9 protein-coding genes and 3 pseudogenes (1 of these 12 cut by a window edge) are annotated in these 18,217 nt (G+C 71.3%); 8 read left to right on the forward strand and 4 right to left on the reverse strand.

Annotated elements, in window-relative coordinates; genetic code table 11:
- A pseudogene (locus CED_RS16070) lies at positions 1 to 188 on the reverse strand (hypothetical protein); the annotation flags it as partial.
- Positions 189 to 358: 170 nt separating this feature from the next.
- Positions 359 to 2,674: pseudogene (locus tag CED_RS16075) on the reverse strand (DEAD/DEAH box helicase); the annotation flags it as partial.
- A gap of 376 nt (positions 2,675 to 3,050) precedes the next feature.
- On the opposite strand from CED_RS16075, the gene CED_RS16080 reads away from it, so the two are divergent.
- The 6 genes from CED_RS16080 to CED_RS16105 all read left to right on the forward strand — a co-directional run bounded on the left by CED_RS16080 (position 3,051) and on the right by CED_RS16105 (position 14,632).
- Positions 3,051 to 4,487, forward strand: coding sequence for an FAD-binding oxidoreductase (locus CED_RS16080; RefSeq protein ID WP_035911961.1), 1,437 nt, complete (start codon positions 3,051 to 3,053; stop codon positions 4,485 to 4,487).
- Positions 4,488 to 5,460: 973 nt separating this feature from the next.
- Positions 5,461 to 7,323: a TIGR02677 family protein gene (locus CED_RS16085; RefSeq protein ID WP_235187109.1), complete on the forward strand. Its 1,863-nt coding sequence runs from the start codon at positions 5,461 to 5,463 to the stop codon at positions 7,321 to 7,323.
- A complete protein-coding gene (locus CED_RS16090; protein ID WP_011435533.1) occupies positions 7,320 to 8,588 on the forward strand; it encodes a TIGR02678 family protein in 1,269 nt (422 codons plus the stop codon). Before CED_RS16085 ends, CED_RS16090 begins: the two co-directional genes overlap by 4 nt.
- On the forward strand, positions 8,585 to 12,916 hold the full coding sequence (locus CED_RS16095; RefSeq protein ID WP_063613443.1) for a TIGR02680 family protein: 4,332 nt from the start codon (positions 8,585 to 8,587) through the stop codon (positions 12,914 to 12,916). Before CED_RS16090 ends, CED_RS16095 begins: the two co-directional genes overlap by 4 nt.
- On the forward strand, positions 12,913 to 14,217 hold the full coding sequence (locus CED_RS16100; RefSeq protein ID WP_011435531.1) for a TIGR02679 family protein: 1,305 nt from the start codon (positions 12,913 to 12,915) through the stop codon (positions 14,215 to 14,217). The genes CED_RS16095 and CED_RS16100 overlap by 4 nt, the downstream gene beginning before the upstream one ends.
- Before the next feature lie 193 nt (positions 14,218 to 14,410).
- Positions 14,411 to 14,632, forward strand: a complete 222-nt coding sequence (locus tag CED_RS16105; RefSeq protein WP_035733742.1) for a hypothetical protein — start codon at positions 14,411 to 14,413, stop codon at positions 14,630 to 14,632.
- Positions 14,633 to 14,909: 277 nt separating this feature from the next.
- Here CED_RS16105 and hypB read toward each other — a convergent pair whose 3' ends face one another.
- Both hypB and CED_RS16115 read right to left on the reverse strand, forming a co-directional pair.
- On the reverse strand, positions 14,910 to 15,803 hold the full coding sequence (hypB, locus tag CED_RS16110; RefSeq protein ID WP_035911965.1) for a hydrogenase nickel incorporation protein HypB: 894 nt from the start codon (positions 15,801 to 15,803) through the stop codon (positions 14,910 to 14,912).
- A 6-nt stretch (positions 15,804 to 15,809) separates the two neighbouring features.
- Positions 15,810 to 16,289, reverse strand: a complete 480-nt coding sequence (locus tag CED_RS16115; protein WP_051868867.1) for a hydrogenase maturation nickel metallochaperone HypA — start codon at positions 16,287 to 16,289, stop codon at positions 15,810 to 15,812.
- Positions 16,290 to 16,716: 427 nt separating this feature from the next.
- Here CED_RS16115 and CED_RS16120 point away from each other — a divergent pair, with 427 nt between their 5' ends.
- Positions 16,717 to 17,688 carry a hydrogenase gene (locus CED_RS16120; RefSeq protein WP_035911991.1) on the forward strand — a complete coding sequence of 324 codons (972 nt, stop codon included), beginning with the start codon at positions 16,717 to 16,719 and terminating at the stop codon, positions 17,686 to 17,688.
- Positions 17,689 to 17,763: 75 nt separating this feature from the next.
- Positions 17,764 to 18,217: pseudogene (locus tag CED_RS16125) on the forward strand (nickel-dependent hydrogenase large subunit) (it continues 1,154 nt past the right edge of the window).

Genomic DNA, 18,217 nt, shown 5'->3' on the forward strand with positions numbered 1-18,217 from the left:
ATCTTGGCGATGATCCGCGAGATCGGACCGTCATAGTCACTTCCGACGGCAGTCACGGTGCCTTCGAAGGGTCCAGGACCATGGATCTTGGGACTGAGCCAGTTCTCGGGCAGGAGTACAAGGTCCCCCGGCACGAGGGGCTCAGCACCGTCCCACAGATAGGCATAGTTGCCCACCTTGACCTTCATCGCCACGACGGCCCTCCTCGTCTGGCTCTGCCGCTCCTCGGATCTAGGTGTCGCGCCGGTACGGTACCGACAGTGCGTGGGTATTCGCGCGCGTTTCGTAGCATTACCGACGGGAAGCAAGACATCCGAAGCACGGACCGGAACTCGATCAACCAACGAGCCGCCTTGCAGCCGTGATCGCAGTGGGCAAGGTCGAAGGTGGCGCGGTCGTACTTCGTCGCGATCGGTCCCCTGCCGGCCGAGCGGAGGTGCTGGGGCACGTTCGCGATCTCGTAGCGCCCCCGCTCACGCCTGGCGATCCGGCCACCGAGACGGGTGAAGGCCGCCTTGAACGCCAGCTCGACGTAGTGCGGCTGGAGCCTCTTGGCCCGGGCCTCATCCATCGCTGCGCGGAGCCGCTGGAGGTCGGCCTCGGCGAGGTGCTCTGAGGCGAGCGCCCGCTCGTCGAGCAGGTCCTTGAGGCCATCGCCGACGCTGGCGTCGATGACCTCGTGCATCTTCGCCTTCACGTCGGGGCGCTCGCCGTACTGGATGGCGTCGAGCAGGAGGGCGCGCAGCGGGGTCTCGGTGAAGGCTTCACCGAGGACGTCGAAGACCTTGCCGCCGTAATCCTGGCGCATCTGGTCGAGCTTGGCCAGTAAACGGGTGAAGACTTCACCCTCCCGCGTGTTGGAGGCCACGAGGTTCCACAGTCGGCAGACCTTGTCCTGGCCGATGCGGTGGATGCGGCCGAAGCGCTGCTCGATGCGGTTGGGATTCCACGGCAGGTCGTAGTTGACCATCAGATGGGCAGCCTGGAGGTTGAGGCCCTCCCCAGCCGCGTTGGTCGCCAGGAGGATCTGGACGTCGCGGTTCTTGGTGAATTCCTCGGTGATCTGGCGACGCTCGCCGCGGCGGACGCCGCCGTGGATCGCCCTGACCGCGTCGGGCTTGCCGAGCAGCGAGCCGATCCTGGCCCGGAGGTAGTCGAGGGTGTCGCGGTGCTCGGTGAAGATGATGAGCTTGCGCGGCCAGCCGTTGGCGTCGGCGGTCAGCACCTCGTCCTGGAGGATGTTCGACAGCTCGGTCCACTTGCGGTCGGTGCCGGCGTCGCGGACGATCTTGGCGGTCTTCACCAGCTCGGCCAGCTCGATCAGCTCGGCGTTGAGTTCCTCGACGGTCTGCGCTGCGGTGGCAGCGTCGAGCAGGTCCTCCTCCAGCTCCTCGATCTCCTCGGCGTTGTACCCGTCCTCGTCGATCTCGCCCAGGTCGACGGTCGGCTCGGACTCGCGGTAGGTGCCGTTGAGGATCTCCTGCCGTTTGCCCTCCAGGCGCTCGGAACGGCGGACGAGGCTCTTGTAGATCGCCTCCGGGCTGGAGGCGAGTCGCCGCTGGAGAACGGTGAGCGCGAAGCCGACGGTGTTCTTGCGCTTGCCGCCGAGCCGGTCGGCCCGGTTCATCCCCTCGCGGACGTAGTGGGTGACGTCCGCGTAGAGGGCGTACTCCAACGCGGTCAGCTCGTAGGGAACGGTCTCGGCGACACGTTCGGGGAAGAGGTTCTTGCCCTCGAAGGTAAGCAGCTCCTCCTTGACCAGGCGGCGCATGATCCCGCTGGTGTCCGTGGTCTTCTTCTGCCGGCCCTCGAACCGGTCCCTGTCGAGCAGGGTGAGGAAGAGCTGGAAGTCCTCCTCCTTGCCCGAGTGCGGGGTCGCGGTCATCAGCAGCAGGTGGCGGGTGATCTCGCCGAGGAGCTCCCCGAGCTGGAAGCGCTTGGTCTTCTCCAGCTTGCCGCCGAAGTAGTGGGCGCCCATGCGGTGGGCCTCGTCGACGACGATCAGGTCCCACTCGGTCTCCCTGAGCTGGGCCCGGAGCTGCTCGTTGCGGGAGAGCTGATCCATTCGTGCGATGAGGAGCGGGTTGGTCTCGAAGACGTTGAGGTTGACCTGGGAGTCCATGAGCTGGTTGGTCAGCAGATCGAAACGGAGGCCGAACTTGAAGAAGAGCTCGTCCTGCCACTGCTCCACGAGCCCGCCGGGCGCGACGATGAGGCACTGCTTCACGTCGTCGCGCAGCAGCAGCTCCTTGAGGTAGAGGCCAGCCATAATCGTCTTGCCGGCGCCGGGGTCGTCGGCGAGCAGGAAGCGCAGCGGGGTACGCGGGAGCAGCTCGCCGTACACCGCGCGGATCTGGTGCGGGAGGGGCTGCACGTCGCTGGTGGCGACGGCGAGCATCGGGTCGAAGAGCCCGGCCAGCGAGATGCGCTGCGCCTCGGCCACNAGTTTGAAGTCGCTGGCGTTGGCATCGAAGGCGCGGCTGCCGGTCTGGGCGACGCTGAGCTTGTCCTGGTCCTTGCGGAACACGACCTGCTGGCCGAGGCCGCCGGCGGCGGTCTTGTAGGTCAGTTCGAGCGCGTCGGAACCGTGCCATTGCGCGGCAATGACCGTGACGACCTCGGCGGGGATGAGCCCGTCGACGCGCAGCCCTGGCTTGAGTCCTTCCAGCAGCACGACTGACCTCCCGATAGACAGCCGACCAACGCTACTGGAGCGGTCCGACAGTCCGATTCGCGGACCCGGATCCCGGCCACCGACACGCTGGCGGACCGGGGCGGGCTGCGCCCGCACCCCCGGCAGCCACGCCAGGCGCCAGCGACGGACCTGCCAGCTTCCTAATTCCGCAGGCACGCCGCTGTCCGGCGCAGAGACGGGATGGCGGTGGGCCGGGTTCGGAGTGGCAATCTTGGCCGCACTCGCCGAACTGGCTGCCGTCCTGCGGGACGAACACGCTAGCGACGATCCAGCCGTGGCGTCACCCTGTAAGAAGCGAGTAACGCAGACCGATGCCCACCGGAGACATCGGCAGGCGCGGAGGGGAGATCGCTCGATGTCGGCACAGATACTCACGCTGGATGGCGAACGGCAGACGCTCTCGGACGAGACGGTCGAGGAGATTCGCGCGATCTTCCGCGGGCAGGTTCTGACGTCGGACGACCTGGGGTATGACGACATCCGGGTCGTCCAGAACGCCATGCTCGACCGCAGACCCGGTCTGATCATCCGATGCACCGGCACCGCCGACGTCGTCGACGCCGTCAGCCTCGCCTACAAGCGGGACCTGCTCGTCGCTGTCCGCGGCGGCGGCCACAGCATCGCCGGGACCTGCACGGCCGACGACAGTTTGATGATCGATCTGTCGATGATGCGGGGTGTCTGGGTCGACCCGGATCAGCGACGTGTGCGGGTGGCGGGTGGTGCGACCTGGGGCGACGTCGACCGTGAGACGCAGCTGTACGGGCTCGCGGTACCTGGCGGGGTCGTGTCGACCACGGGCGTCGCGGGTCTGACACTCGGTGGCGGAATCGGCTGGCTCCACCGCAAGTACGGTCTGGCCTGTGATGCGCTGCGCGCCGCCGAGGTCGTGACAGCCAGCGGCAAGATCATACGGTGCGACGGGACCGAACATGAGGACCTGTTCTGGGCGTTGCGTGGCGGGAGCGGCAACTTCGGTGTGGTGGTGTCCTTCGAGTTCGAGGCCTATCCGTTGGGCCCGATGGTCTGGAATAGCATGATCGTTCACCCGGTCGATGCCGTTACCGAGGTGCTTTCCCGCTGGCAGGACTGGACGTCCACCGTCCCTGACGAGGTCACCAGCCGTGCCCTCCTGTGGTCGCTGCCGGATGCACCGACGCTCCCGCCCGCCGTGCACAACCGCGACGTGCTCATCACGGCCGCCCTGTATGCCGGCACCCCGGACGAGGGTCAGCGAGCGTGCCGGGCGCTTTCCGGGTTTGGCGCGCCGCTTGCCGATATGAGCCAGGCCCGGTCGTACCGGACAGCGCAATCCTCCCTCGATCCCTTCTTCCCCAAGGGTGGGCTCCAGAGTTACTGGAAGTCCGTCTACCTGGACAGACTCGATGAGGACGCGACCACGTTCGTGGCGCGCATCAGCCACGACCGCCCGCNCCCGACGACGATGGTGCACCTGCCTCTCCTGGGAGGGGCCATGTCACGTGTAGGGACAACCGAAACCGCGTTCGGTGACCGCAGCGCTCGGTACCTGCTGAGCATCGACGGAAACTGGCTGGACCCCGCCGAAGACGACGCAAACATCCGCTGGGTGCGCAATGCCTACGGCGAGGCCGTCAGGCTTCGGGCCGCATCGGGCACTTACCTCAACTTCGGCGGCGACGCGGATCTCGACGACGCCGACCGGGCACGGGCCTGGGGGCGCAACGTCGAGCGGCTGCGGCGAGTGAAGCGCACCTATGACCCGGAGAACCGCTTCCGGCTCAACCCCAACATCCCCCCCGCCGAAAGCTGAGCCGGCGCTGGGGCTGGGGCTGGGGCTGGGGCTGATGACCGTCCCCACCTTTCGGGCGATCTCCTCACGCATCTGACGGATCGACGCCACCGCATCACTGTCCGCGAGAATCTCCAGGGTCTCCTGTAGGCTCTCCCGCTCGTCCACCGAGACGACCGGCCAGGCTCGCTGGCGCGCCGTGGCCCACACGGCGCACAGTTCTTCATCCTCGGTCGTGGGCGAGGCGGACGTTGTAACGGGCATCCGAGGCTTGGCGTTCCGTCCCCGCGCGAGCGCACAAGGACGGAACACTTGTCTCTAAAAGATCTCCTCACCGACCGCAGGGATTCCTGCGATCGATGCCTGTTTTATTGGAATCTCAGCGACAGACCCTGACCGTGCGCGGGGGAATCCAGGTCCGGTGTCCATGCCTCCAGACCCAGTGACCGCTCATATGGCGCCAATAACAATGTACATCACTGCGATGGACCGCGCCAGGCGCGCTTCTCGGCGGAGAAGCCATCGAAGGAGCCGCAGACAAAATTGTCCCGAGCGCAACGATCACAACCATCAGAAAATACTTCGGGCTTTTCCTGAGCGCCATTTCCGCCCCCTCCAGTGTCGCACCGCCATCTCCTCGGGGAAGTTCCCCACTGGATTGCGAGCCAGAGATACCCCCGCCATCGGGCTCTAATCCTTTCACCAATGACGTGAATCGCAGCAATCTCCAACGTAATCGACGGCGATTTGCCGTGATCGATAGTTCATGGTTTGTGACCTACTGGGTAGGTAGAAGCAGAGCCGGTGTCCGGCGGCGAGCATGTCGATCAGTTCGCGGAGTAGGTGAGGCATCGAGGTGCTGGTCCAGGCCTGCCAGACTCGGCCGTCGCTTCAGCCACCGACGNCCCCGCAGACTCCCGTCTTCCCCAGCAGTGTCACTGGTAGCCGGTCACCCGCCGTTCACGCGGTAGCATGGTGGGCGATACTGGGCGGTGTGACGAGCGACGGACAGACCGGGCCGGCAGCCGGCGGTGATGCGCCGCCCCGGCAGCCGTTCGCGCACCTGAGCGCCCCCAACGCGGACGTCTACCGGGAGGTGCTGACGACGTTCGCGCGGGCGCGGGACCGGTTCATCGTCCACATGCGCCCCGAGGACGTGATCGCGGATCTGGGGCGGCCGGGGCAGACCGAGTCGATCGTCGCCGCGCTGGACAAGCTCGTTGAGTGGGGCAACCTGCGGGCCGACCCGGACACCGGCCGGGTGACCACGGTGGCGGACTTCCACCGGGCGCGCTACCTGTACCAGCTGACCCCGGCCGGGCAGGCGGCCGAGGAGGCGATCGCCGTCTACGAGGTGGCGATCGGCCGCCGGGGCGCCCTGCAGTCGGTGGCGCTGGAGGACATCGCCGCCCAGCTGCGCGCCCTGGTGGAGATGACGGCCGGCGACGCCGCCGATCTCGACCCGGCGAAGGTACACCTGCTGCTGCTGGGGCTGGCGGAGCGGTTCACCGGACTGGCCGACAACGCTCAGGCGTTCATGACGTCCCTCCGCCGAGTGATCGACTTCTCGGACGGTGACGTGGACGCGTTCCTCGCCTACAAGCAACGGCTCATCGACTACATCAACCGGTTCATCGCCGAGCTGGCGAACCGGGGCGCGGAGATCGCCACCCTGCTGGGTCAGGTCGAGGGGGCCGGCGTCGAACGCCTGCTGCTACTCGCGGCCCGTCGGGAGGCGACCGACGCCGTGCCCGACGTGCCCGAGGTATCCGGCTCCGGGGCATCCGGCTCCGGGGCATCCGGCTCCGGGGCATCCGGCTCCGGGGCATCCGATTCCGGCCGGACCGGAGCCGGGCGAACCGACGCTGAGCGGATTCGGACCGCCTACGACGCCGCGGTCGCCGCGGCCCTGGACGGCTGGCGCAACCGCTGGCGCGGCCTGCACGACTGGTTCGTGTCGGCGGATTCGCGCCGTCCCTCCCAGGCACGGTTGTTGCGGGGCGCGGCTATCACCGCGATCACCCAGCTCATCGATACCGTCGCCGCACTCAACGAGCGCCGTACCGGCCGTTCGGACCGGTCGGCGGACTTCCGCACGCTCGCTCGCTGGTTTGCCGAGGCTCCTGACGACGCGGCGGCCCACCGGCTGTGGCGGGCCGCATTCGGCCTGGCCTCGGCCCGGCATCTCACCGTCAGCCAGGAGACCGTCGCCGCCTGGCAGGAGGACGAGCCGACACCGAACACGCCGTGGCAGGATGCGCCGCCGATGCGGATCAGCCCGCAGCTACGCCGGACCGGTTCCTACGAGCGGCGCGGAACGCCGAACCGGGTCACGGACCGCGCGCGGCAGCGGCGGCTGCTCGCCGAGCAGGCCGCGCGGGNGGNGGAGCAGGCCGCGTCCGCTCGGGCCCGGCTCGCCACCGACGGGCCAGTGCTGCTGTCCCAGCTCGGCGTCCTGGACCGGCAGGCGTTCCGGCTGTTCCTCGGCCTGCTCGGGGACGCGCTCGCCGCCAGGCTGGCGGGCGATACCGAGGTGGAGACCACGTCCAGCGACGGCACGGTCCTGATCCGCCTCACCCTCGTCCCCGGCGGGGGGGTGGCGCGGATCGAGACCGAGGATGGCGTCCTGGACGGCCCGGAACACACCGTCGAGATCGTCGACCTGGCCGGTGCGGCATCGCGTCCGGCGGCCTGGAACGACCTGAACGACCTGAACGACTGGAGCGACTCGAACGACAGGAATGACCGAAACCGGCAAAACGATCTGAATGGCCGGATGGACGGCCTCGCTCCGGTCGTACTCGCCGGTGGGCCGGACCGGCTCGAGCTGCTGGAGACCGGACGGGTGTCCGGATGACGGCGGACTCGGTCGCCGAGGAGAACCGGGCCGCGCGGCGCAGGGCCCTGCGCGCGCTGCTGGCCGGGCCGCTACGCACCGCCGGCGCGGACGACGAGGTCCTGCGGCTGGTCCGCCGGCACGCGTCCGAGCTGCGCGAGTGGCTCGCCGCCGAAACCGGCTGGCGGCTGGTCGTCGACGCCGAATCGGCGCGGCTGTTCAAGACGGCGGCGACCATCCAGGACGACACGCACCCGGCGCGGGAGGGGAAGGGCCGAGCGCCGTTCGGGCGGCGCCGCTACGTCCTGCTGTGCCTCGCGCTGTCAGTGCTGGAGGGGGCGGACACCCAGATCACCCTCGGCCGGTTGGCCGAAGGGGTGCTGGTCGCGGCGAGCGACCCGGAACTGGCCCGCACCGGGGTCACCTTCACCCTCAGCCGCCGGGACGAACGTTCCGACCTCGTGGCGGTGGTCCGGCTGCTGCTCACGCTCGGCGTGCTGGATCGGGTCGCCGGCGAGGAGGACGCCTATCTGCGCGACAGCGGCGACGCGTTGTACGACGTACGCCGCAGGGTGCTCGCGTCGCTGCTGACCGGTACCCGCGGCCCGTCGACCATCGACGCCGACGACATCGGGGCGCGGCTCGCCGAGCTGACCCACGAGCCCGTCCCCGACACCGACGACCTGCGCAACCGGTCGCTTCGCCGCCGGTTGACCCGCCGGCTGCTCGATGATCCCGTCGTCTATTACGACGAGCTCGCCGAGGACGAGCGCGCCTACCTGATCAGCCAGCGCCGGGCGATCACCAGACGGATCGAGGACGCCACCGGTCTGATCGCCGAGATGCGCGCGGAGGGAATCGCGATGGTCGACCCCGACGACGAGCTCACCGACGTACGGATGCCGGAACAGCGCACCGACGGCCACGTGACCCTGCTAGTCGCCGAGTATCTCGCCACCCGGCCGGATCCCGCGGAGCCGGTGCCGGTCGGCCGGCTGCGTGGATACGTTCGGAAGATGGCGGCCGAGCATTCCACCTACTGGCGGCGGGGCGTCACCGAACCGGGTGCCGACGCCGAGCTGCTCGCCATGGCGCTGGACAAGCTGCGCGCGCTGCGGCTGGTCACGGACGTGCCGGGCCGGGCCGGCGAGCCGCCGGCAGTGCTCGCCCGGCCCGCGATCGCGCGCTACGCCGTCGAGGCGCCGACGATCCACGACGGCCGGGCGGGCGGCGCCGGCCCGGTCAGAAGCGGTCCGGCCAGAAGGAAGAAGACGAGCCGCCGATGAGCACCTCGACCCGCATGCCCGCGACACCGGCACCGGCCTCGATTCCCGCACCGGCACCGGCGTCGGCCTCGATTCCCGTACCGGCCCGGGAGGACCGCTGGCAGCCGCTGCGCGCCGGCCTGGTCGACCTCTTCTACTACGACGTGGAAGAGTTCCACTTCCACGACGGGCGGCTGCTGCTGCGGGGCAACAACGGTACCGGCAAGTCGAAGGTCCTGGCGCTGACGCTGCCGTTCCTGCTGGACGGCGAGCTGGCCGCGCACCGGGTCGAACCGGACGGTGACCGCAACAAGCGGATGGAATGGAACCTGCTGCTGGGCGGCCGGCATCCGCATCCCGAGCGGCTCGGCTACACCTGGCTGGAGTTCGGCCGGCTGGGCGGTGACGGCATCCCCGAGTACCGCACGATCGGGGCCGGCCTGAAGGCGGTCAGCGGGCGCGGCATCGTCCGGCACTGGTTCTTCGTGACCCGCCAGCGGATCGGTCCGCAGCTGTCCCTGGTCAGCCCGACCCGGGTGCCACTGACCAGGGACAAACTGAAAGAAGCCGTCGACGGCCACGGCGCGGTGTACGACACCGCGTCGGACTACCGCCGTGCCGTGGACGAAGCGCTGTTCGGTCTCGGCGGGCACCGGTACGAGGCCCTGGTCAACCTCCTGATCCAGCTACGCCAGCCGCAACTGTCCAAGAAGCCCGACGAGAAGCTGCTCTCCCGGGCGCTCACCGAGGCGTTGCCGCCGCTGGACCCCGCGCTCGTGGTCATCGTGGCCGAGGCGTTCCGGGGTCTGGACGAGGAACGGGAGACGCTGCGCGCCCTCGCCGAGGCGGAAACGGCTGCGCAGGCATTCCTGACCCATTACCGCCGGTACGCCCGAGTGGCCGCGAAGCGGTACGCCGCGCCGCCGCGGCAGGCGCACAGCCGCTACGAGCAGCACGGGCGGGATCTCGCCGAGGCCGACGCCGCGCATCAGGCGGCGGTCGAGGCCCTGACGGCCGCGCAGCAGGCGCTCACCGAGGTGGAGGAGGCGAAGGCCACACTGACCGCCCGGCGGGACGCGCTGCGGGACAGCCCGGAGATGCGCGACGCGGCGGCGCTGCGGGGCGCCGAGGAGGATGCCGGGCGGCTCGCCCGGTTCGCCGCCCAGCGGGAGCGGGACAGCCGGGCCGCGGCCGAGGCTGCCGGCGACCGGAAGCGCCGGCTCACGGGTGCGGAACGCACGGTCCAGGCCGACGCGGCGGGCTTCGACGCCGCGGTCCGGGCCGCCGGGCTGGCGGCCGAGGCCGCCCTGGTCACCGGCCGGCACGCCGCGGTACTCACCGAGCTGGACGGCGGGGAACCGCCGTACCGCGACGCCCGGCGATCCGCCGAGGCCCTGGTCGGGCAGCAGGGCACCGCCGTGAACCGTCTCGACGGGTTGCTGCGCGCGGCGGCCGACGCCGGCGTGGCGCTGCGCGCGGCCCGGGACGACCTGGACCGGATCACTGCCGAGCAGCAGGCCGCCGCCGAGCGGATCGCGGCGGCCGAGGACCTGACCGCCCAGCGCGGGGCGGGCCTCGTCGTGGCCTGCACGGCCTACCTGGCCGGCTGCGCGTACCTGCGGCCGGCCGACCCGGACGCCGCGCTGGCGGCCCTGGCCGGCTGGGTGGACACACTCGACGGGTCCAACCCGGTCGCCACCGCGGTGGACGGGGCGGCGCGGCTGGCCACCGCCGACCTCGGGCGCCGGCAGGCCGTCCTCGACGGCGAGCAGACGGCCGCCCGGCGGGAACTCGAACGGCTCGCCGAGGAGATCGAGCGGCTGGCGGCCGGTGGCCACGACTCGCCGCCGGCCCCGCACACCCGCGACGAGCACGGGCGGGACGGCCGGGACGGCGCCCCGCTGTGGAAGGTCGTCGACTTCGTCGACGGCGTGCCCGACGAGCACCGGGCCGGAATCGAGGCGGCGCTGGAGGCCGCCGGGATCCTCGACGCCTGGGTCGGCCCGGACGGGCGGCTGCACGACCCCGTCAGCGACGACGTTCTGGTCACGCCCGGGCGGCCGGCGCCGGGGGGTGGGCTGGCCGCGGTGCTCACGCCGGCGATCGACCGCGACGACGCACGCGCGGCCCGGCTGAGCGACACCGCGGTCGCCGCCGTCCTCGCGACGATCGGCCTGCGCGGCGGGCCCGGCCCGGCCGGCGGCTCCTTGGTCCACGGGCCGGCGGCCAACGGGACGACGGCCAACGGGACGACGGCCAACAGGACCTCGGGCACCGAGACCTGGGTCACCGTGGACGGCCGGTTCGGTAACGGGGTCCTGACCGGCGGTTGGCGCAAGGAAACCGCCGGCTACATCGGTGAGGGTGCCCGCGAGGCGGCCAGGCGGGTCCGGCTCGACCACCTGCGCGCCGATGCGACCCGGATCGAGCTACGGCTCGAAGAGCTGGCCGCGGCCGCCGCGGAGCTGGCCGACCGGCAGCTCTCGCTGGCCGCCGAGCACGGGGCCCGGCCCTCCGACGGCGACCTGCGCGAGGCGCACGCGCAGCTGGCCACGGAGCACAAGGCCAAGCGGCGGATCGACGCCCAGCACCAGGAGGCGGCCGCTGTCGCGGCCCGCCGGCAGCAGGCCGCGGGTGAGGCGCGGGCGGCGGCCGAGGAGTTCGCCGGCGACGTGCGCCTGCCCGCGGAGCCGGCCGCGCTGGCCGACGTCCGGGACGCCCTGGGTGACTACCGGGCGGAGCTGGCCGCGCTGTGGCCGGCGGCGGAATCGCTGGACCGGTCCCGCCGCGCGGCGACCGAGGCGGAACACGAACTCACCCTCGCGCTGGAACGCCAGGAACAGACCGCCGAGGCGGTCGCCGAGGCGCAGATGCAGGCCGACGCGGCCGCCGAACGTCACCGGGTCCTGGTCGAGACGGCCGGCGCCGCCGTCGACGAACTGTTCCGCAAACTGGCCGCCGTCGACACCGAACTCGACCGGTGCGGGCAGCGGGAGAAGCAGGCCCGGGCCGCCGAACGGGATGCGCTCGACGCCCGGGGCCGGGCTCACGGCCGGCGTGAGACGTTGCGGGAGGCGATCACCACCGCCGCGGCCGAACGCGAGGCGGCTGTCGCGAGGCTCCGGGCGTTCGCGGCCACCGGCCTGCTCGCGGTCGCCGTCCCGGACCTGGAGATCCCGGACCCGGCTGCCGGCTGGGCACCGTNCCCCGCGATCACGCTCGCCCGGGCGGTCAACGCCGCCCTCGACGACGTCGACGACACCGACCGCCGGTGGGAGCTGGCGCAGCAGCGGGTGTCGGCCGAGCACAAGGTTCTCACCGACGCGCTGTCCCGGCACGGCCACTCGGTCGGGATGGTCGTCTCCGACGGCGTGATCGTGGTCGACGTCCTGTTCCAGGGCCGCAAGCAGGACATCCCGGCCCTGGTCGCCGCGTTGGAGACGGAGACCGGGCAGCGGGCGATGCTGCTGTCCGCGAAGGAACGCGAGATCCTGGAGAACCACCTTGTGAACGAGGTGGCCGGCGCCCTGCAGGAACTGATCAGCGACGCCGAGGGCCAGGTTCGCCGGATCAACACGGACCTCGCGCAGCGGCCCACGTCGACCGGCATGCGGCTGCGGTTGCAGTGGCGGGTCGCGCGCAGCGCCCCCGAGGGGCTCGGCGCGGTGCGCGACCGGTTGCTGCGGCAGACGGCCGACGCCTGGAGCCCCGCCGAGCGGACCGCCGTCGGCGCGTTCCTCCAGGAGGAGATCAACCGGGAGCACAGCGCGGACACCACCGGCGGATGGGCCGAGCAGTTGACCCGTGCCCTGGACTACCGCGACTGGCACGAGTTCGCTGTGCAGCGGTTCCAGGACGGTCAGTGGCGGCCGGCGAGCGGTCCGGCGTCCGGTGGTGAGCGGGTGCTCGCGGCGTCGGTGCCGCTGTTCGCAGCTGCCTCGTCGTTCTACGACTCCTCCGGCAACCGGCACGCACCCCGCCTGGTCGCCCTGGACGAGGCGTTCGCCGGAGTGGACGACGACTCGCGGGCCAAGTGCCTGGGTCTGCTCGCCGCGTTCGACCTCGATGTGGTGATGACCAGCGAGCGCGAGTGGGGCTGCTACCCGCAGGTTCCCGGCCTGGCGATCGCGCAGCTGTCCCGCCGGGACGGCATCGATGCCGTGCTCGTCACGCCGTGGCGGTGGGACGGGCACGAGCGCACCCGCGTCGACCGGCCGGTGCCCTACCAGCCCGAGCGGCCCGACCAACCCGACCAGCCCCAGCTACTCGACCAGCCCGACCAACCCGACCAGCCCCAGCCGCTCCGTCCGGCGCAGAGCGGCAACACCGAGCCCCTGCCGTTCGAGTGAGCGCGTCGTCGACCGGGGCCTCCCGCGGTACGGAAGCCGCCCGCGATGTGGAACGGCTGCGTCGTCTGCTGGGCGGTGAGCACACGGCGTGGCTGCTCGACCGGGTGCGGCGCAGGATCGAGCTGGGCCGGCCGCTCACCGGGACGGTCACCCTCGGCCGGGCCAGCGCGGACCAGCGGCGGGGGGTCGAGCGGCTGCTGGGCCGCCGGGCCGGCACCGGCGCCTCGCTGTCCGTGTCGTTGGACGAGGTCGACGCGGTGCTGCGGTCCAGCGGCGCCGCGCCGGACGGACTCGCCGCCGCCGTCCGCCAGCTCACCGGGGATGTCACGGAGCGGGCGGAGCTGGCCGCGGCGCAGTCACGAGCCTGGGCGCAGGCGCACCAGCCCCTGGACGACCTCCTCGCCCGGCGCCCCGAACTCACCCCCTGGCGGTCCTGGCTGGACAGCACCGGCCTGCTGCGCCGGCTGGCTGGCACCCCGGACGCGGCGGGGCCGCTGGCCGCCGACCTGCTCCGGGTGCTCGACGCGTTGCCCTCACCCGGCGTGGCGCTGGGCCGGCTGGCCGCCACCAGCACCGGTGACGCGCACGCGCTCGACGACGGCCGGCCGCTGGCGACGCTGGCCCTGGCGGCGGCCCGGGTACTGGGCGGATCCCACCCGGCGGGTGACGGCTCGGCCGCGGGCCGTCGCGCCGCGTGGGCCGCTGTCGGGGTGCACCGTGACGAACTGTCGTCCACGGTGCTCTGCCTGGGTCTGCCGGGCGGGGCGGACAGCCCGACCGGCCGGATCCTGGCCATCTGTCGCGAGGCGGGGGAGCCCTGCGTGCTCACTCTGCGCCAGGTCGGCCCGGGCCAGGACCGCGGCGACCTCGGGGTGGGCCTCGGAGTGGTGTACCTGTGCGAGAATCCGATCGTGCTGGCCAGCGCCGCCGACGAGCTGGCGGGCCGCACCCCGCCGCTGGTGTGCGTGAACGGCCAGCCGTCGGCCGCCGTCATCAGCCTGCTCGCGGCGCTCGCCGGCCAGGGCGCGCGGTTTGCCTACCATGGCGACTTCGACTGGGGCGGCATCCGCATCGCCAACGGCCTGCGGGAACGGATCGGCTGGCGGCCATGGCGTTTCGACGCCCGGTCCTATCAGGCGGCGCTGACCACGGTGACCGGCGGCGAGCTGGTTGGCCGGCCGGTCGACGCGGCCTGGGACCCCGACCTGCGCCCCGCGCTGGAGCACCATGCGATCAGAGTGGACGAGGAACTCGTCCTCGCCGAGCTGATCAACGACCTCGGCGCCCCACACGCCTGGTAACACTCGATAACACTCGGTAGATAAAGGCCAGGCGCTCAAGGGTGCGGCCGGTAGAGTCCCGGCGACACGCGCGGGCAGCAGGTCGGCAACCTCGCTCGTCCGGGCGCCATGGCCGGTGAGAGCAGCGGTGATCGTCTGGTCTTCGTCAACGACGACCAGCGGCGCCCGGTGCGGCAGGCGCATACTGGAGGCGATGACCAAGTCAGCGCTACCCAGGCCCCGTCTGTCCACCAGCCCCTTCAAGGCCCCGGTCACCCCGCCGTGCAAGCGGTTCGCCGTAGGAGACCGGGTCACCCACGACATGTACGGTCTCGGCCAGGTAACCGGGGTCGAAGCAGAAGTCGCCGTCCTCGTCGATTTCGGTTCCCAGCAGGAACGCATTCTGAGCCCGTTCAGCAAGATGTCCCGTCTCTGACGCCGTGAGGCTTCGATTCGCGGAACCCGAAGACGCCACGTAGGCGGCGGAAGGTCCCGCGGAGAAGCCTGTCACCGCCCTGACGTCCTACCCCTCGTTCCACTCGGCAGCCCCACCCCGAAAGCGAGACATCTCATCGCCACCGCCTCGATCCCCCTCTTCTCCGCGTCGGAGCCGCCGCGCTCTCTGCCGCGGCAGGAGCCCCCGCCTCTGACGATCCGCCTCTTCCAGGCACCCGACTTCGGGCTGTCTGATGTCGAGATCATCGATGTCGCGGTCACGGACGTCGAGACCGTCGCCTTCCAGGCGCCCGCCGTCGAGCGCCCGCCCGCGCTGGATCCCCGTCGTCATCGAGCGCGGCCCCGCCGATCGTAGGCTCCGGGCGCTGTCCGGGTAGGGCGCGCAGCCACGCGCACCAGGCGTCGACCCCCTGGCCGGTACGGGCGCTGACCTCCAGCACAGCCACGTCCGGGTTGACGTCGGCGAGGTTCTTCCGGAACGCGTCAAGGTCGAAGTCGAGGTGGGGAAGCAGGTCCGTCTTGTTGACGAGCACCAGGTCGGCCGAGCGGAACATGACCGGGTACTTGAGGGGCTTCTCCTCGCCCTCGGTGACGGCAAACACCATCGCGCGCAGGTCCTCCCCGACCTCGAACTCGGCGGGGCACACCAGGTTGCCGACGTTCTCGATAACGACGAGATCGAGGTCGCGCAGGGGCAGCCGGCCCAGCGCCGAGGCGACCATGGGCGCGTCCAGGTGGCACTCCCCGCCGAACCCGTTACCGGTGTTGATCAGGGCGATCGCCGCGCCGAGCCCGTCGAGGCGGTCGGCGTCGATGCTGGTCTCGATGTCGCCCTCGATGATCCCGACCCGCAGCTGCGGGCCGAGACGGCGCAGCGTCCCGACCAGCAGGGTGGTCTTACCGGCGCCGGGAGCGGACATCAGGTTCACCACCGTGACGCCGGCGGCGTCGAAGGCGGCCCGGTTCGCCAGCGCGACCCGCTCGTTCTCCCCGAGGATCCGCTCGAGGACCTCGACCCGTTCGGGCCCGGTGCCATAGCCGGCATGGTCCCCGACGGACACCCCGGCCGGTGGGTGCGGACCCGAGTACTCGTGCGGCGCCCCTTCCGGGTGGGGATGCGCCCCTTCCGGGTGGGGATGGAAGCGACCCACGGCGTGTCACGCCTCCACGGTGTCGGGAGCTGCCGAGCCGGGAGCCGCCGGGTCGGGAACTACTGGGTCGGAAGCCACCTCGAACGAGGTGACGAGGAACTCCTCGCCGGTGACGATGGTGACGCCGGCCGCGCCGCAGGTGCCGCAGCGCAGCGCCCGGTCCGCCAACTCGCCGCGGGTCCCGCACACCCGGCAGCACACACTGACCGGCACGCTCTCGACCTCCAGCACGGACCCGGCCAGCACGGACCCGGCCAGCACCTGCCCGCCGGGGGGATCGGCGCCGTTCTCCGGGGGCCCAGCGTTCTCCGGGGGCCCAGCGTTCTCCGGGGGCCCAGCGTTCATCAGCTCCCAGCAGTAGGCGAGGGTTTCCGGCACGATCTGGCGCAGCTGACCCACCCGGACGTGCANCCGGGTGACCGGCCGACCGGCCGCGTGCCGGGTGACGACGTCCGCGATCGATCGGCAGACGGACAGCTCGTGCATCGCCCGGTCCNCCCCCGGCNCCCTCCGGCGACCCGCCTGATCCGGTGACCCGCCCGAGCCGGCATCGCACCGGCTCACCNCTTCGCCGGGCCGTACCTCGGCGCTCGCCCCACGGGCGTCGATGAGGGCGGGCTGGGATGGCCGGTGCATGCCCCACTCTCGCCCGGTCGTGTGCGCTTCACCAAACCGCACTGCGCGTTGGTGACTGCGCGTTGGTGGCAGCCTCCGCGCACTGTCGATAGGCGTCCGGCGCTGGGGGACATAGCGTCTGCTCTGCCGGAAGTCTCCGTGAGGCGACGGGCCACCCGACGATCACCCGGCCCAGCGGCTTCTGATCACCTCGACGGAGGGCTCGGTCCGCTCGTGGAGGTGGGCGGTGCGGCGGACCGCGGTGCCGACCACGGCCCGTCCGACGAAGGGAGTACTGATGTCATCCGTGCTGTGGTTCCAGGGCGGGGCGTGCAGCGGCAACACGATGTCCTTCCTGAACGCCGACGAGCCCAACGTCGTCGACCTGATCACCGACTTCGGGCTGGAACTGCTCTGGCACCCGTCGTTGGGGCTGGAGAACGGCGCCCAGGCCCGGGAGCTGTTCACCGACTGCGCGCGGGGTGAGCGGCCGGTCGACATCTTCGTCTTCGAGGGTTCGGTGATCCGCGGCCCGAACGGAACCGGCGGCTTCGACGTCTTCGCCGAGCGGCCCATGCAGGACTGGGTGCGCGAGCTGGCCGCCCGGGCCCAGGTGGTGGTGGCGATCGGGGACTGCGCGTGCNGGGGCGGGATCCCCGCGACGGCGCCGAACCCGACGGACTCCACCGGGCTGCAGTTCCACAAGCGTGAACGCGGCGGTTTCCTCGGCCCGGACTTCCGATCGCGCTCCGGGCTGCCCGTCGTCAACATTCCGGGCTGCCCGGCCCACCCGGACTGGATCACGCAGATCATCGTGGCGCTGGCCACCGGCCGGGCCGCCGNCATCGCGCTCGACGAGCTGCACCGGCCACGGACGTTCTTCACGACATTCACCCAGACCGGCTGCACCAGGGCGGAGTACTTCGAATACAAGCAGTCGACCCTGGCTTTCGGGGACGGGACCCGCAAGGGCTGCCTGTTCTACGAGTTCGGCTGCCGCGGCCCGATGNCCCNCNCCCCGTGCAACCGGATCCTGTGGAACCGCCAGTCGTCGAAGACCCGCGCCGGCATGCCGTGCATCGGGTGCACGGAGCCGGAGTTCCCATTCTTCGACCTCGCCCCCGGCACGATCTTCAGGACCCGGAAGGTCGGCGGGCTCATTCCGCGGGAGGTGCCGGCGGGCAGCGGCCACCTCGGCTACCTGGCACACGCGGCAGCTGCCCGGATAGTCGCCCCGCAGTGGTCGAAGGAGGACATGTTCGTCGTCTAGCCGGCCGGTAGCCGGTAGCCGCGCGTGCTCCGACCGGAGACCGCGAGGAACGGACGGGGAGAAGAGAGGATTCCAATGGCCACCGTCGATCTCAACGTCAGCCCGTTGGGGCGCGTCGAGGGCGACCTCGACGTCCGGGTCACGATCGACGACGGGGTGGTCACCTCGGCGTGGACCGAGGCGGCGATGTTCCGGGGTTTTGAGATCATCCTGCGCGGCAAGGACCCGCAGGCGGGCCTGNTCGTGACCCCGCGGATCTGCGGGATCTGCGGGGGCAGCCACCTGTACAAGTCGGCGTACGCGCTGGACGTCGCGTGGCGCACCGAGATGCCGCCCAACGCGACGCTGGTCCGCAACATCGCGCAGGCGTGCGAGACGTTGCAGAGCATCCCGCGCTGCTTCTACGCGCTGTTCGCCATCGACCTCACGAACCGGAAATACGCCTCCTCGCCGCTGTATGAGGAGGCGGTACGGCGGTTCGCGCCCNACACCGGCAGCAGCTACGGCCCGGCGGNGGNGCTGTNGGNNA

Origin of the sequence: Frankia sp. CeD, assembly GCF_000732115.1 — a bacterium.
GTDB classification, from domain to species: Bacteria; Actinomycetota; Actinomycetes; order Frankiales; family Frankiaceae; genus Frankia; species Frankia casuarinae.

Excerpts from the sequence above, each read along its gene's own strand:
- CED_RS16090 (WP_011435533.1), top strand. The coding sequence starts at position 7,320 with ATGACGGCGGACTCGGTCGCCGAGGAGAACCGGGCCGCGCGGCGCAGG.
- CED_RS16105 (WP_035733742.1), top strand. The coding sequence starts at position 14,411 with ATGACCAAGTCAGCGCTACCCAGGCCCCGTCTGTCCACCAGCCCCTTC.